A 15747-nucleotide genomic window follows, 5' to 3' on the forward strand; every position below is an offset into this window, starting at 1 on the left:
TCAGGTACAAACCCATGGCCCGAGTTCGCCACAAACGCAAGCCGGTCGCCGAGATGAACGTGGTGCCCTACATCGACGTGATGCTGGTGCTGCTGGTCATCTTCATGGTGACCGCTCCCATGCTCAATCAGGGCGTGAAGGTCGACCTGCCCAAGGTTTCCAGCGAAGCCTTGCCGCAGGACAACAATGTCCAGATCCTCACCATCTCCATCAAGGCCGACAAGACCTATTACTGGAACCTGGGCAGCGAAGTCGACACCGACAAGCAGATGGACAAGGCCATGACCTTGCCCGAAATGACCGGTGCAGTGACCAAGATCATTGCCGCCGGTCGCGACCAGGGCAAGCAGACCCAGGTCTTCATTCGTGGCGACAAGGCTGTCGACTACGGCGCGGTCATGGGTGCCATGGGCGGGTTGCAGAAGGCCGGTGTCGGTAACGTTGGCCTGATTACCGAGGCGCCCTGATGCAACAGCGAGAGCCATCCGCCTCGGAAAGCTACTTCTGGCCCAGTGTCTGGGCCATCGGCCTGCATGTGCTTGTGTTCGCATTGCTGTTCGTCAGTTTTGCCATGACGCCAGAATTGCCGCCTTCCAAGCCGATCGTTCAGGCTACGCTGTATCAGCTCAAGTCCAAGAGTCAGGCGACCACCCAGACCAATCAGAAGATTGCCGGGGAAGCGAAAAAAACCGCGTCGCGTCAGACCGAAGTCGAGCAGCTGGAACAGAAGAAGGTCGAGCAGGAGGCCGTAAAGGCTGCGGAACAAAAGAAAGCCGATGCCGCTCAAAAGGCCGAGGAGGCTCGCGAAGCCGCCGAGGCGAAGAAGGCAGAAGACGCTGCCAAGGCCGCCGAGGCCAAGAAAGCCGCTGAAGCCAAGAAGGCCGACGAAGCGAAGAAAGCCGCTGAAAAGCAGCAGGCCGACATCGCCAAGAAAAAGGCTGAGGAAGAGGCCAAGAAGCAGGCGGCCGAAGAGGCCAAGAAACAAGCCGTCGAGGATGCCAAGAAGAAGGCAGCCGAGGAGGCCAAGAAGAAAGCGGCCGAGGACGCCAAGAAGAAAGCGGCGGCCGAGGACGCGAAGAAGAAGGCAGCTGAAGAGGCCAAGAAAAAGGCCGCTGCAGATGCCCAGAAGAAAAAGGCACAGGAGGCGGCCCGCAAGGCGGCAGAAGACAAGAAAGCCCAGGCCCTGGCCGAGCTGTTGTCCGATACCACCGAGCGGCAGCAGGCGCTGGCCGACGAGCAGGGTGACCAGGTGGCCGGCGACTTCGACGACCTGATCCGCATGCGCGCGGCCGAAGGCTGGGCGCGTCCACCTTCTGCGCGCAAGGGCATGACGGTAGTCCTGCAGATCAACATGTTGCCCGATGGCACCATCACCAGTGTCAGCGTGTCGCGCTCCAGTGGCGACGGTCCGTTCGACAGTTCTGCGGTGGCAGCAGTGAAGAACATCGGTCGTCTGACCGAAATGCAGGGCTTGAAGCCGAACGAGTTCAATCCGTACCGTTCGTTCAAGATGACATTTACACCTGAGGATCTAGCGTTGTGATTAAACTCCTTCGAGGACTGCTGGTCATGCTGTGCTGCGTGGCAGGCATGGCCATGGCAGAGGAAAAGAACATCCTGGTCACCAGCGGCAGCGATCGGGCAACGCCCATCGCGGTAGTGCCGTTCGGTCTGCAGGGTGGCAGTGTGCTGCCGGAAGACATGGCCGATATCATCGGCAATGACCTGCGCAACTCTGGCTACTACGCGCCCATCCCACGGCAGAACATGATCAGCCAGCCTACCCAGGCCAGCGAAGTGATCTTCCGTGACTGGAAAGCCCTGGGCGCCCAGTACGTGATGGTCGGCAGCATCGTGCCGTCGGGCGCTCGCCTGCAGGTGCAGTACGCACTGTTCAACGTCGCCACCGAGCAGCAAGTGCTGACCGGCAGCGTTGCCGGCAGCGTCGACCAGTTGCGCGACATGTCGCACTACATCGCCGACCAGTCGTTCGAGAAGCTCACCGGCATCAAGGGTGCGTTTTCCACCCGCATGCTGTACGTGACCGCCGAGCGCTTCTCGACCAACAATACCCGCTACACCCTGCAGCGTTCGGACTACGATGGTGCGCGTGCAGTGACCTTGCTGCAGTCGCGTGAGCCTATCCTGTCGCCGCGTTTCGCGCCGGATGGCAAGCGTATCGCCTATGTCTCGTTCGAGCAGAAGCGGCCGCGCATTTTCATCCAGCACATCGACACCGGCCGCCGCGAACAGGTCACCAACTTCGAAGGCCTCAATGGTGCTCCGGCCTGGTCGCCGGATGGTTCGCGCCTGGCATTCGTGCTGTCCAAGGACGGTAACCCGGACATCTACGTGATGAATGTGGCTTCGCGCCAGATCAGCCGTGTCACTGCCGGCCCGGGTATCAATACCGAGCCGTTCTGGGGCAAGGATGGCAACACCCTGTACTTCACCTCCGACCGTGGCGGCAAGCCGCAGATCTACAAACAGTCGGTCAGTGGTGGTAGCGCCGAGCGTGTGACGTTCGTAGGTAACTACAACGCCAACCCGAAACTTTCGGCGGACGAAAAGACGCTGGTAATGATCCATCGTCAGCAGGGTTTCACCAACTTCAAAGTGGCGGCACAGGACTTGCAAAGAGGAAGTGTAAAGATTCTCTCGGAAACAAGTCTTGATGAGTCTCCCACTGTTGCGCCAAACGGCACCATGCTAATCTACGCCACCCGCCAGCAGGGCCGGGGAGTCTTGATGCTCGTGTCGCTTAATGGCCGCGTGAGGCTCCCACTTCCTACCGCTCAAGGCGAAGTCAGAGAACCGTCCTGGTCCCCTTACCTGAACTGATTGCGGCGTAATACGTTTTGCTTAACACACTGGGGTTTCATTAGGAGTTTCACGATGGAAATGCTGAAGTTTGGTAAATTTGCTGCGCTGGCTCTGGCCATGGCTGTAGCTGTAGGTTGCTCCTCGAAGGGCGGTGACAACGCTGGCGAAGGCGCTGTTGACCCTAACGCTGGCTACGGTGCCAACACTGGCGCTGTTGACGGTTCCCTGAGCGAAGAAGCCGCCCTGCGCGCAATCACCACCTTCTACTTCGAATACGACAGCTCGGACCTGAAGCCAGAAGCCATGCGCGCTCTGGACGTTCACGCCAAGGACCTGAAGTCCAACGGCAGCCGTGTTGTTCTGGAAGGCAACACCGACGAGCGCGGTACTCGCGAGTACAACATGGCTCTGGGCGAGCGTCGTGCCAAAGCCGTTCAGCGCTACCTGGTTCTGCAGGGTGTTTCCCCTGCTCAGCTGGAACTGGTCTCCTACGGCGAAGAGCGTCCAGTTGCCACCGGCAACGACGAGCAGTCCTGGGCTCAGAACCGCCGCGTAGAACTGCGTAAGTAAGTTCTTATGCGTATGTGCCGTCGTGCTGTAACCGTCCTCGCACTCAGCCTTCCGCTTTCGGCGTGGGCTGCGGTTCCTGTAGTAGATGACAACGCAGGTGCTTACCCACCTTCGGGTTATGGCACGAGCGGCGCCTATGCCGGGGCAGGGGCTTCTACCCCTGCCTCAGCACAGGGCCAGCTGTTCATGCAGCTGCAACAGATGCAGGACCAGATATCCCGCCAGCAAGGCATCATCGAAGAGCTGCAAAACGATGTCGCCCGCATGAAGCAGGAAAGCCTGGAGCGTTACCAGGATCTGGATCGCCGCATCAACAGTGGTGGCGCGCCTGCCGCGACCCCCGATAATTCCTCCACCGGTGGTGCACCCGATGCCGCCGCCGGTGCAGCAGCAGGCGCCGCTGGCGCTGCTGCACAGCAACCGGCCGCCAACAGCGAGCCGGCTGATCCTGCGAAAGAGAAGCTCTATTACGATGCGGCTTTCGACCTGATCAAGCAGAAGGACTTCGACAAGGCCAGCCAGGCGTTCGGCGCCTTCCTGCGCAAGTACCCGAACAGCCAGTACGCAGGCAACGCCCAGTACTGGCTGGGTGAGGTGAACCTGGCCAAGGGTGACCTGCAAAGTGCCAGCCAGGCTTTTGCCCAGGTCAGCCAGAAGTACCCCAAGCACAGCAAGGTACCGGACTCCCTGTACAAGCTGGCCGACGTCGAGCGCCGCATGGGCCATACCGACAAGGTCAAGGGCATCCTGCAGCAAGTCATCACCCAGTACCCCGGCACATCCGCCGCTCAGCTGGCGCAGCGTGACCTGCAGAAGCTCTAAGTAGCACCGTTCAAAAGAAACCCGCGCCAGGCGCGGGTTTTTTCGTTAGAATCATTGCCCTTTTTCTTAAACACGCTGCTGCGGATAACGCCATGTCGAGTCCGCGACAGTGCCTGACGGAGGCGGACAGCCTGTTTAGCTGTCACGCCCGTGGCGATCATGCAAGACACATTACGTATCACCGAGGTCTTTTACTCTTTGCAGGGTGAAACACGCACGGCTGGGCTGCCTACGGTATTCGTGCGCCTGACCGGTTGCCCCCTGCGCTGCCAATACTGCGACAGTGCCTACGCCTTCAGTGGCGGTACTGTGCGTAGCCTGGATTCGATCATGGAACAGGTGGCCGGCTTCAAGCCACGCTATGTGTGCGTGACTGGCGGCGAGCCACTGGCCCAGCCGAATGCCTTGCCACTGTTGCAGCGCCTGTGCGATGCCGGCTATGAGGTTTCGCTCGAAACCAGTGGTGCCCTGGATATCTCGGCTACCGATATTCGCGTCAGCCGCGTGGTCGACCTCAAGACCCCGGGCTCTGAAGAGTCCCACCGCAACCTCTACGAGAACATTGAGCACTTGACCGGCAATGATCAGGTCAAGTTCGTCATCTGTTCACGCGAGGACTATGACTGGGCGGTTTCCAAGCTGATTCAGTACAACCTTGCCGAGCGCGCCGGTGAAGTGCTGTTTTCGCCAAGCCATCACCAGGTGAAGGCCAGTGACCTGGCCGACTGGATCGTTGCCGACAACTTGCCTGTGCGTTTCCAGCTGCAGCTGCACAAGCTGCTGTGGAACGACGAGCCCGGACGTTGATTAGGAGCAAAAGTACATGACTGAGAAACGAGCAGTAATCCTGCTGTCCGGCGGCCTCGACTCGGCCACTGTCGTCGCCATGGCCAAGGCCGAAGGCTACAGTTGCTACACCATGAGCTTCGACTATGGCCAGCGCCATCGTGCTGAATTGAACGCTGCTGCGCGAGTCGCTCGTGACCTGGGCGTCGTGGAGCACAAGGTCATTGGCTTGAACCTTGATGGCATCGGGGGGTCGGCACTGACCGACAGCAGCATCGATGTGCCGGAAACCCCGGGCGAAGGTATTCCGGTGACCTATGTGCCGGCACGCAATACCGTATTCCTGTCGTTGGCTCTGGGCTGGGCAGAAGTGCTGCAGGCGCGCGACATCTTCATCGGCGTCAATGCCGTGGACTACTCGGGCTACCCCGATTGCCGCCCTGAGTTCGTCGAAGCGTTCGAACGCATGGCCAACCTCGCGACCAAGGCCGGTGTCGAGGGGCAGGGCTTCCGGATCCAGGCGCCACTGCAGAACATGAGCAAGGCGCAGATCGTACAGGCCGGTATGGCCCGTGGCGTGGACTACAGCCTGACGGTCTCCTGCTACCAGGCCGACGATGAGGGCCGCGCCTGTGGCAAGTGCGACAGCTGCCGCCTGCGCGCCGACGGCTTCAAGGCCGCCGGGGTAGACGACCCAACCCGTTATTTTTGAAGAAAGTTTTGATGGGGTGTTGATTTCCCGTTAGAAATCAGTATTATACGCGCCATCCAACGGGTCGTTAGCTCAGTTGGTAGAGCAGTTGGCTTTTAACCAATTGGTCGTAGGTTCGAATCCTACACGACCCACCATACGCTGTAAGTCAAAGCCCGCTACCGGAAACGGTGGCGGGCTTTGTCGTTCTTGCCCCTCCTTATTCAGCCCACTCAGGGTCTGCGGTAAACACTACCGTCAACCAGCGATCCGGTCCCTCACCGCCAATCGCATCACCGACTTCACAGCGCAGCGCATCCCACTCTTCAATGCTTTTGGCTGGAAGGTGCTTGGGCACGATGAAATACAGCTCGATTTCCCGAGAGCGGCCGACCTTGGCCACGTAAGCCCGATAGGATTCCAGTCCGTGGCGTGCCACGAACGCACCGGCCACCTCATCCACGTGCAGCATCAGGTCGCCAGGTGTCACCAAAAAGATATCCGCCATGGCCTGGCGCACCACCGACAGCGGCAAGGGGATGATGACCAGGCACACCAGCGCCAGCACCGCCGGGTCGATGTACGGCGATACCCACTCCCACTGCGTGCCCTGCACGGCAAAGCCAAAGCAGAAGGCGATGAGCAACGCTGCGGTGATGCTGGCCGACATCACCCAACCCTTGACGTCCATGCCCACGAAATCCGAGTTCAGCTCGCGGTTGGCCCGCGCTTCGACTGCAGCGATGGTCGCGCAGGCGATCACGGTCAGCGCCGCATAAACCATGGCGATGCCGAACTCCAGGTGGCGTCCGCCTTCGAGCAGGCTGCTGACGGCGTTGATCAGGGCGTAGAGCGCCACACCGCTGAGCAGGATGCCATTGAGCGCCAGCACCATCGGCTCCAGGTGCCAGAAGCCCATGGTGAAGCGCTCGCGCAGCTTGCGTGACACGTGCCGGCTGGTGGCGTGCGTAGTGATCAGCTTGACCACCACCAGCGACAGGCCGCTCATGCCTGCGTCGGCCAGCGAGTAGACACCGTCGAAAATGATCGAGAACGAGCCGGACGCCAGGCCGAAGGCAATGCCGATGGTGGCGATGAACAGGGTGACGGCGATCGAAGTGCGTAGCAGGCCCTGTTCGCTGGCAAGGTCGAAGAAGGGGGATTTGTTGGGTGTTTCCATGGGTAAAACTCTTTCAAAAGGTGGGTGCCTGTACGGGCCCAATCGCCGGTAGCCGGTAATTGGGCCCGTACGGGCTAAACGCGAAACTGCTCCATCAAAGCCTGCTGCTGATTGGCCAGGCGGTTCAGCGCTTGGCTGATGCGCGCCGACTCATCAGCTTGGCCCGATAGCGATTCAGTCACATCGCGGATACCGGCCACGTTACGGTTCACTTCCTCGGCCACCGCGCTCTGTTCTTCAGCCGCCGAAGCGATCTGCAGGTTCATGTCGCTGATCACCGCCACCGCTTCACCGATCCGCTGCAGCGTAGGCAGTGCCTGTTCCATCTGCAAGGCGCTGGCCTGCGCCTGTTTCTGGCCATCATGCATGGCGCCGACCACATCCTGGGTGCCTTGCTGCAGCCCTTCGATGACCTGGCGGATTTCTTCCACCGACACCTGGGTGCGCTGCGCCAGGCTGCGTACCTCGTCGGCCACCACGGCAAAACCCCGCCCGGCCTCGCCAGCGCGGGCCGCTTCGATGGCGGCGTTGAGGGCCAGGAGGTTGGTCTGCTCGGCAATGGCGCGGATCACCTCCAGTACCGAGCCGATCTGCTCGCTGCGCTGCTCGAGTGCGCGGGCCTCGTCCATGGCGGCATCCATCCCGACTGCCAGGTTGTCAATCGCCTGGCGGGTGCTGGCGATCAGTTGCAGGCCTTCGCGGCTCGCCTGGTCGGCGCCACGTGCTGCCTGGGCGGCTTGCGCCGCGTTGTGGGCGACATCCTGGGCAGTTGCGCTCATCTCGTTGGCGGCGGTGGCCACCTGCTCGATCTCGCGCTGTTGCTGCTGCATGCCGCTGCTGGTCTGGCTGGCGATGGCAGCGGACTGATCGGCGGTGCCGCGGGCTTCGAGCAGCGAGCCTTTGACCTGGGCAATCACCGGTTGCAGCTTGTCGAGGAAGCGGTTGAACCAGCCGCTCAACTGGCCCAGCTCGTCCTGGCGCGCGTAGTCCAGGCGCCGGGTCAGGTCGCCCTCACCGCTGGCGATATCCTCGAGGCGTGCGGCTACGGCCAGAATCGGCCGGGTCACGCCACGTGCGGTCAGCCAAACCAGCAGCAGGCCGACGATCGCGGCACCCAGGCCGATCAGCAGGCTGGTCAGATTGGCGCTTTGGTTGTGTTCGCTCAGCCTCTGATTGAGAGCGGCGGCGGGTGCTTGAAGCACAGCTTCGGGCAGCTCCAGCAGTACCTGCCAGGGAGCGGCGCCGGGGATCGGGGCGAACGGGCGGCCGACGCGCAACAGGCCCTGCGCCACGTCGTTGTCCAGGACAGTGCCCAGCTTGCTGGCGTCGCGGCTGTGCCCGGCCAGCAAGCCGGTAGTGCTGACGATGCTCACCTGGCCCTGGCCATCGAACAGCTCCTGGCGGCCGTCCAGGCTCAACTGCTGCAGGTTGTCCAGGCCGATATCCAGGCCCACTACACCTACTACCTTGCCGCCCTCCAGCAGGGGCAGGGCGATGCTCGTCATCAGTACCTGGCGGCCATTGACCTCGTCGAGGTAGGGCTCGACCACACAGGCCTTGGCCGTTTCCTGAGGGCAGGTCAACCAGCGGTTCTGTGCCGCCCCGTTGGCGCCAACCGTGCTGTCGGCCAGCATCGCTTCAGGCATGGCCTCCCGCTCAAGGTTGCCCGGGCTGGGCTGCGACCAGTACAGCGAAAAGCGCCCGCTGTCGTTGCTGCCGACTGCCTCCTGGGCGACGAACTGGCTGTCCTGGTGGTCCAGGGCGTTGGGCTGGAACACCACATAAAGCCCGATCAGGTCCGGGTTGCCCGCCAGGCTGGCGCGTGCCTGGTGGGTCAGTTCGGCGCGCAGGTCGCTGCCACCGTGGGCTTTGAGTACCTGAACCAGGCGTGTAAAACCGTTCGCGTACTGGTAGGCGTCCATGAAGTAGCGCTGAATGCGCAGGGTCTGGGTTTCGGCGAGGGCCTGCAGGCGCAGGCGCGCGCTGTGGTCGAGCATTTCACTGTTGGCCTGGCTGACCAAGGCTGCACTGCGCTGTGCCTGGGTCAGCGAGGTGGCCACCAGTAGCGCGACGATGGCCAGCAGGCACAGGCCGGCGAGCAAGGTGATCTTCCACTGGATAGAAAGGCGACGCAGCGGCATGAGAGCTTTCCTTTTCGTGCAAGGACAACGCCCGCGTTCAGGCGCGGGCGGTGTAGAGGGCAAGTGTCATTCGGCAACGTAGTTCGGGGGGGCGGCAGTGAAGGCCTTGGTCAGCCAGGCCAGGTACACCAGGCCAAGTAGCGCCCATACCCCGCCGAACATCAGCGAGTGTTCGTTAAGGTCTAGCCACAGCGACACGATGATGCAGAAACCGATGGTCGGCAGTACCAGGTACATGAGCTTGTTCGCCAGCCCTTGGCGATTGCCTTCACGCACATAGCAGTGGTTGATCACCGACAGGTTGACGAAGCTGAACGCCACCAGTGCTCCGAAGTTGATGATTGAGGTGGCGGTAACCAGATCGAAGAAGATCGCCGACAGGGAAATCAGCCCGACCACTGCGATGTTCAGCACCGGTGTTTTGTAGCGTGGGTGCAGGCGAGCAAAGATGCCGGCCGGGATCACCTTGTCACGCCCCATCACATACAACAGGCGCGAGACGCTGGTCTGCGAGGCCAGGCCCGAAGCGATGGTGTTGATCACCGTGCAGGCGATGAAGATCGACTGGAACAGCTTGCCACCCACGTACAGGGCAATTTCCGGCAGGGCCGCTTCCTGGTCATGGAAGCGTGCCATGGTCGGGAAGTAGGCCTGGATGAAGTACGACACGGTTATGAACACCAGGCCGCCGATCAGTGCGGTCAGGAAGATCGCCCGTGGGATGGTCTTGGCCGGGTCGCGGGTTTCCTCGGACAGGCACGTCACGGCGTCGAAGCCCAGGAACGAGAAGCACAGGATGGTCGCACCGGCCGCCAGGGCGCTGAACTGGGTCTGGCTGTCGGCGAACGGCAGCAGGCTCCACGCGGTACCCAGGCCTTCACCCTGGTCCAGGCCACGCACGCACAGGTAGATGAACACAGCGATGATCGCCACCTGCACGGCCACGAACAGCAGGTTGAAGTGTGCCACCAGGTTGACGCTGCGCATGTTGATCAGGCTGATCAGGGTGACGAAGCCCGCTACCCAGATCCACTCCGGCACCTCGGGGAACATGGCCGACAGGTAGAGCTTGGCCAACAAGGCATTGACCATCGGCAGCAGCAGGTAATCGAGCAGCGACGACCAGCCGACCAGAAAGCCCACATGCGGGTTGATGGCGCGTTGTGTGTAGGTGTAGGCCGAACCCGATTGAGGGAAGCGGCGCACCAGGGTGCCGTAGCTCACGGCAGTGAACAGGATGCCGGTCAGCGCCAGGATGTAGGCGCTGGGCACATGCCCTGCGGTAATCCCCGAGACAATGCCGAAAGTGTCGAACACGGTCATCGGCGTCAGGTAAGCCAGGCCGATGATGATCACGTGCCAGAGGCGCAGGGTTTTGCGGAGTTGACCGTTGCCGGTGGCGCTGTGGTCAGGCTGCATGCTGGCGTGGCTCCTGCGGCTGGGCGTGAACGGCTGGCGGGTTGTATTGCGCATGCGGCAATGGCGAGCGGGTGGGCTCCATGTTGTTCACCTTTATTGTCGGAGCAGAGGTAGGCGCAGGCGATGCGCCGGGGGCGAGCTGGCAGAGCCTGGGCTAGGAAGGTGGGGCGTGCGGGCAGGGGCGGTGAGGCATCATGACGGCGCGTCTGTTCTTCTTCGTGGGTGGCGCTGGGCAAGGCGGTGAAAATAAAAAACGATGGGTAGGTGGCTGTCAAGTTAAACATGACAAGATGTTACTAAATTGAAATATTTATCGATTTATTAGCCGAAATGTTCGGTTTTTGCGCGCTTTTTTGCGGTTTTGATCGATGCGGATGTTCGTAAAATTTAACGAGTGGGAAGTTTCCCACGCTAGCGTCAGGTAGGTCTCGATTGCCCATTTCGTCCGCGTGTCGACCGTCGTCCAAGGGGTGGGAGTGATACTATTCTGCTCCCCCCGCAGCTCATGGCTGCGAACACGCCAATATGGACATCAATCGGTTCTATTCATGAAGAAATCAGTAGGCATCCTTTCCGGCCTGGCCATCGCCATTGCCGTCGTAACCACCGCTGGCGCCTGGTACACCGGCAAGCAGTTGCCTGCGCAGCTGGAGCAAGCCGTCAATCAGGGCAATGCCCAGTTGAAGAAGGCCCTTGTCGGGGTTGGCGGCAGCATGACCATCGAAGTGGCCTCGCTGGAGCAGCACTTCTTCACCAGTACCGCACGCTATCGCCTCAAGGTCCGTGACATTCGCCTGTCTGACGGTGAGCCGATCAGTTTCGATGTGGGTGTAACCGATCAGATCGAGCACGGCCCGTTCCCTTGGTCGCGGGTCAAGGCCTTCAGGCTGATGCCGGTGCTGGCAGCCAGCAACAGTGCGCTGGACAAGGACGACTTCACCGCGCCCTGGTTCGCCGCCGCCGGCGACAAGGTCCCGGTCAGCTCGCAAACCAGCCTGGGCTTTGACGGCAGTGTCGATGGCAGCATCTTCCTGGCGCCGGTCAAGCTGGCCGAAGACAACGGCACGACCCTCGATTTTTCGGGTATGCAGCTGCAGATCAGTGGCGACAGTGAAGGCAAGGCGTCGAAATTCCATGGTGCTGCCGATCGCTTCGAAATGAAGCTGGTCGGGGATGATCACCCGCCGGCCACGTTCGAGCTCAAGGGCCTGAAAATCGGCGGTAACCTGGCCGCTACCCAGCATGACGCGATCTATGTCGGTAACGTCGATGTGCTGCTGGCCGAAGCCAAGGCGACGCTGGGGCCCAAGCAGCAGGTACTGTTGCTCAAAGGCCTGGAGCAGCACGTCCTGCAAACCCTCGATGGCCCCGATACCGTCGGTGGCCGCGTGGATTACAAGGTCGCGGACATCAGCTGGGATGGCCGCGCAGTCGGCAGCGGGCAGATGGCGGTCAGCATCAAGTCGCTCAACGCCCCGGCCTTGCAGTCGCTCTCGCAGTGGTACCAGGCCCATCTGCCGGAGTTCGAGCAGGCCGCCGCGGCAGGCCAGCCGATGCCGCAAATCCAGATGGGTGAACAGGAGAAGGCCAAGTTTCAGGGCGACCTGAAGCAACTGTTGGCATCCAAGCCGCAGGTGGCGGTGGAGAACCTTTCGTTCAAGACGGCCAACGGCGAGAGCCGGTTCAACCTGTCGATGGACTTCGCCAGCCCCACCTCCTTCGACCTGCCGCCTGACCAGTTGAGCAAGCAGCTGATCACTCAGGTGAAGAGCAAGCTGTCGCTGTCCAAACCGATGATGGGTGACCTGGCGACCTTGCAGGCGTTGCTGGAAGGGCAGACCGATGCCCAGGCGATTGCCATGCAATCCAGTCAGGCGGGTGAGATGGTCGGGATGATGGCGCTGCAGAGTGGCATGGCCACCGTGCAGGGCAATGACGTGGTGGCTAGCCTGCACTACGTCGATGGCATGGTCGACTTCAATGGCAAGAAGATGACCGTTGAAGAGTTCGCCATGATCCTCGCGGCGCACTTTGCGGCGATGCAGCCGCAGGGCTGATTGATTGAGCCTGTACCGGCCTCATCGCCGGCAAGCCGGCTTCTGCAGGATGGCTACAGCCTCATGGCCTGTGTACACCTGTGGGGGCAACTGTCTTGCCGGCGATGAGGCCAGTACTGGCCACACAAAAACCGCTTTAGAAATCCCTTGATTGTCTGTAGCCTTCGGCGTCCGATAATAATCCGCGCCCGCAGAGGGCCGTGGCGGCTTGCCTGCCGTCCGGCGCCCTTAGCCGATCTGTCAGGGCCGGGTGATACACTCGATTTGACGCGCATGCGCGCCTGCAGGTCCAGCGATCATGACCCAGATATCCGAACGCCTGTTGGTTCAGGCCCACCTCGACGCCAAGCAGCCCAACCCGCTGACAGCCGAGCAGGAGGCCGAATACCGTGCGGCCATTGCTGCCGAGCTCCAGGCGCAGAATGCCGTGCTGGTTGCCCATTACTACTGTGACCCGGTTATCCAGGCGCTTGCCGAAGAGACCGGCGGTTGCGTGTCCGACTCGCTGGAAATGGCCCGTTTCGGCAAGAACCACCCTGCCCAGACGGTAATCGTCGCCGGTGTGCGCTTCATGGGCGAGACCGCGAAGATCCTCACCCCGGAAAAGCGCGTGCTGATGCCGACCCTGGAGGCTACCTGCTCGCTCGACCTCGGTTGCCCGGTCGAAGAGTTCTCGGCCTTCTGCGATCAGCACCCCGAGCGTACCGTGGTGGTGTATGCCAATACCTCTGCCGCCGTCAAAGCGCGGGCCGACTGGGTCGTGACCTCGAGCTGCGCGCTGGAGATCGTCGAAAGCCTGATGGACAACGGCGAGACCATCATCTGGGGCCCGGACCAGCACCTGGGCCGTTACATCCAGAAGCAGACCGGTGCCGACATGCTGCTGTGGGACGGTGCCTGCATCGTCCACGAAGAGTTCAAATCGCGCCAGCTGGCGGACATGAAGGCGCTGTATCCGGATGCGGCGATCCTGGTGCACCCGGAGTCGCCAGAGGCAGTGATCGACCTGGCCGATGCGGTGGGTTCCACCAGCCAACTGATCAAGGCCGCGCAGACACTGCCCAACAAAACCTTCATCGTCGCCACAGACCGCGGCATCTTCTACAAGATGCAGCAGCTGTGCCCGGACAAGGAATTCGTCGAAGCCCCCACCGCCGGTAACGGCGCGGCCTGCCGCAGCTGCGCGCACTGCCCGTGGATGGCCATGAATACCCTGGAGCGGGTGCTGGATTGCTTGCGCAAAGGCAGCAACGAGATTTTCGTTGACCCGGCGCTGGTGCCGAAGGCGATCAAGCCTTTGAACCGCATGCTGGACTTCACCCAGGCTGCTCGGCTCAAGCTGTCGGGTAACGCCTGAGGGCCAATCGCCGGCAAGCCGGCTCCCACAATATCTGCAGCGCTGCAGAACCTGTGAGAGCCGGCTTGCCGGCGATTGGGCCGCAAAGCAGCCCCCTTAACGCCCCATCATCTCCTGCACCATGCGCCGTTGCTCCATGATCTCGCGCTGGCGCTGGTCGATCTGTGACGCCAGCGGGAAGTTGCTACCGGCACGACGCTTGGCGTAATCCAGCTGCTGGATCGCCTGGTCGAAGTCACCCACCAGGGTAAAGTACTCTGCCCGAGCCCGGTGCAGGCCTATGGTGTTGCCCGACAAACCACGCACTTCGGCCATGTCGTACCACACATCCGGATCATCCGGGCGGTTCTTGAGCAGGTCGTTCAGTACCTTTTCGGCCTCGGCGGGCTTGTTCTGCTTGATCAGCAGGTCGGCACGCACCTGCTTGAGCGGGTAGTTGCCCGGATACAAACCTTGCATGCGCTCCGCCCGCTGCTGCGCATCGGCCAAGCGGTTGTTGGTGATGTCCAGGTCGATCTGCGCCAGGTTGTAGGTGATGTCGTTGGGCGCCTTGGCCAGCAACGGCTTCAGGTTCTCACGCGCTTCGTTGAGCTGGCCGCCTTTGATCTGTGCCAGGGCAAGACCATAGCGGGCGGCGTCCAGCTTGGGGTCTTCGTCCAGCTGCGCACGGAAGCGTTTGGCCGCAAGGCCCGGCGTGCCTTCGTAGATGAGGGCCACGCGGGCGCGGATCAATTGATAACGCTGGCTGTCCTCGACGCCGCCCGGGGGGGCCTGTTCGGCCCGGTTGCGGGTGTCGGCGATACGCGATTCGGTCACCGGGTGGGTCAGCAGGAATTCTGGTGGTTTGGCGTCGTAGCGGTACTGGCGCGCCAGGCGCTCGAACATGGTCGGCATGTTGCGCGGGTCGTAACCGGCCTTTTCCAGGTTCTGGATACCGACGCGGTCGGCTTCCTGCTCGTTCTGCCGCGAGAAGCGCCGCTGCTCCTGGATCGCCGCCGCCTGGGTGCCGGCAATCATGCCGATGCCAGCATCGCCGGCACCCCCTGCCGCTAGTACGATACCAGCCAGCAGCGCCGCCATCATTGGCAGTTGCATGCGTTGCTGGGCCTCGACGCCACGGGCGAAGTGGCGTTGCGACAAGTGCGCCAGTTCGTGGGCCAGTACCGAGGCGTATTCGCCTTCGGTCTGGGCGTTGAGGAACAGGCCGCCGTTGACGCCGACGATGCCACCGGGGGCGGCGAAGGCGTTCAGCTCACGGCTGTCGATGAGGATGAATTCCAGGCGCCGGTCCTGCAGCTGGCTGGTTTCGGCCAGGCGGTACACGGTGGTTTCGACGTAGTCCTTGAGCTGCGGGTCGTTCAGCTGGTTGACCTGGCCGCGCAGCAGGCTGAGCCAGGCGCGCCCGAGCTGGTGCTCCTGCTGCGGCGAGACGATCGCGGAACTGGCGTCGCCCAGTGAAGGCAGGTCGCTAGCATGGCCGGGTAGGGCCATCAGGCAGGCCAGCGTCAACAGGGTAGGGCGCAGTAGATTCATGCACGAAGCTCGCGTCGGGTCAAAGCCCCTACTGTAGCCCGCTCACACGTTGGCGACCAGTGGCGGTATGCTAGCCAGCCTGTTACCAAAGACGTCTGCCCCACGTTTGGAGACCCCTGATGACTAGCACCCCGACCTGCGACGCCGAACTCGACGCCAGCGGGCTGAACTGCCCCCTGCCTCTGCTCAAGGCGAAGATGGAGCTCAACCGTCTGGCCAGTGGCGCGGTGCTGAAGGTGATTGCGACCGACGCAGGCTCACAGCGCGACTTCCGCACTTTTGCCCAGCTGGCCGGTCATACGCTGCTGCATGAAATGGCCGAGGCCGGCACCTATACCTACTGGCTGCGCAAGGCCTGAGCCCCAATC

The 15747-nt window shown here is 61.9% G+C and carries 14 protein-coding genes, 1 tRNA gene and 1 pseudogene; 11 read left to right on the plus strand and 5 right to left on the minus strand.

Annotated features, from left to right (window positions below):
• Window positions 1-14: 14 nt before the first annotated feature.
• The 8 genes from tolR to ACMGGN_RS02985 all read left to right on the plus strand — a co-directional run bounded on the left by tolR (window position 15) and on the right by ACMGGN_RS02985 (window position 5850).
• On the plus strand, window positions 15-467 hold the full coding sequence (gene tolR, locus ACMGGN_RS02950) for a protein TolR (RefSeq protein ID WP_039603824.1): 453 nt from the start codon (window positions 15-17) through the stop codon (window positions 465-467).
• Window positions 467-1543, plus strand: a complete 1077-nt coding sequence (tolA, locus tag ACMGGN_RS02955) for a cell envelope integrity protein TolA (protein ID WP_414156452.1) — start codon at window positions 467-469, stop codon at window positions 1541-1543. Before tolR ends, tolA begins: the two co-directional genes overlap by 1 nt.
• Window positions 1544-1569: 26 nt before the next feature.
• Window positions 1570-2841 carry a Tol-Pal system beta propeller repeat protein TolB gene (gene tolB, locus ACMGGN_RS02960; protein WP_046787978.1) on the plus strand — a complete coding sequence of 424 codons (1272 nt, stop codon included), beginning with the start codon at window positions 1570-1572 and terminating at the stop codon, window positions 2839-2841.
• A 54-nt stretch (window positions 2842-2895) separates the two neighbouring features.
• Window positions 2896-3393: a peptidoglycan-associated lipoprotein Pal gene (gene pal, locus ACMGGN_RS02965; protein WP_115274062.1), complete on the plus strand. Its 498-nt coding sequence runs from the start codon at window positions 2896-2898 to the stop codon at window positions 3391-3393.
• A 6-nt stretch (window positions 3394-3399) separates the two neighbouring features.
• Entirely contained in the window at window positions 3400-4215 is an 816-nt protein-coding gene (ybgF, locus tag ACMGGN_RS02970; RefSeq protein ID WP_046787979.1) for a tol-pal system protein YbgF, read from the plus strand.
• Window positions 4216-4374: 159 nt separating this feature from the next.
• Window positions 4375-5022: a 7-carboxy-7-deazaguanine synthase QueE gene (queE, locus tag ACMGGN_RS02975; RefSeq protein ID WP_046788079.1), complete on the plus strand. Its 648-nt coding sequence runs from the start codon at window positions 4375-4377 to the stop codon at window positions 5020-5022.
• A gap of 16 nt (window positions 5023-5038) precedes the next feature.
• Window positions 5039-5713, plus strand: coding sequence for a 7-cyano-7-deazaguanine synthase QueC (gene queC / locus ACMGGN_RS02980; protein WP_046787980.1), 675 nt, complete (start codon window positions 5039-5041; stop codon window positions 5711-5713).
• A 61-nt stretch (window positions 5714-5774) separates the two neighbouring features.
• Window positions 5775-5850: transfer RNA gene (locus tag ACMGGN_RS02985), tRNA-Lys, on the plus strand.
• 62 nt (window positions 5851-5912) lie between these two features.
• Here the strand turns inward: ACMGGN_RS02985 and ACMGGN_RS02990 are convergent.
• From ACMGGN_RS02990 to ACMGGN_RS03005, 4 genes and pseudogenes are all read right to left on the minus strand, one after another.
• Entirely contained in the window at window positions 5913-6872 is a 960-nt protein-coding gene (locus ACMGGN_RS02990) for a cation diffusion facilitator family transporter (protein ID WP_414156453.1), read from the minus strand.
• 74 nt (window positions 6873-6946) lie between these two features.
• Window positions 6947-7702, minus strand: a complete 756-nt coding sequence (locus ACMGGN_RS02995; protein WP_371928101.1) for a methyl-accepting chemotaxis protein — start codon at window positions 7700-7702, stop codon at window positions 6947-6949.
• A 102-nt stretch (window positions 7703-7804) separates the two neighbouring features.
• A pseudogene (locus tag ACMGGN_RS03000) lies at window positions 7805-9013 on the minus strand (HAMP domain-containing protein); the annotation flags it as partial.
• A gap of 66 nt (window positions 9014-9079) precedes the next feature.
• The gene (locus ACMGGN_RS03005) at window positions 9080-10432 is read right to left on the minus strand and encodes an APC family permease (RefSeq protein ID WP_046787983.1); all 1353 of its coding nucleotides are present in this window, start codon (window positions 10430-10432) and stop codon (window positions 9080-9082) included.
• Window positions 10433-10980: 548 nt separating this feature from the next.
• Between ACMGGN_RS03005 and ACMGGN_RS03010 the strand changes: the two genes are divergently transcribed.
• Together ACMGGN_RS03010 and nadA are read left to right on the plus strand one after the other, a co-directional pair.
• On the plus strand, window positions 10981-12489 hold the full coding sequence (locus ACMGGN_RS03010; RefSeq protein ID WP_174142327.1) for a YdgA family protein: 1509 nt from the start codon (window positions 10981-10983) through the stop codon (window positions 12487-12489).
• Between the two features lie 298 nt (window positions 12490-12787).
• Window positions 12788-13846, plus strand: a complete 1059-nt coding sequence (gene nadA, locus ACMGGN_RS03015) for a quinolinate synthase NadA (protein WP_119687636.1) — start codon at window positions 12788-12790, stop codon at window positions 13844-13846.
• Between the two features lie 96 nt (window positions 13847-13942).
• Here the strand turns inward: nadA and ACMGGN_RS03020 are convergent, their stop codons facing one another.
• A complete protein-coding gene (locus ACMGGN_RS03020) occupies window positions 13943-15379 on the minus strand; it encodes a M48 family metalloprotease (protein WP_012315802.1) in 1437 nt (478 codons plus the stop codon).
• A gap of 119 nt (window positions 15380-15498) precedes the next feature.
• Between ACMGGN_RS03020 and ACMGGN_RS03025 the strand changes: the two genes are divergently transcribed.
• Window positions 15499-15738, plus strand: a complete 240-nt coding sequence (locus tag ACMGGN_RS03025; protein ID WP_012315801.1) for a sulfurtransferase TusA family protein — start codon at window positions 15499-15501, stop codon at window positions 15736-15738.
• Window positions 15739-15747 lie beyond the last annotated feature (9 nt).

The organism is Pseudomonas sp. BNK-30 (assembly GCF_047456185.1).
Taxonomy (GTDB): Bacteria; Pseudomonadota; Gammaproteobacteria; order Pseudomonadales; family Pseudomonadaceae; genus Aquipseudomonas; species Aquipseudomonas putida_E.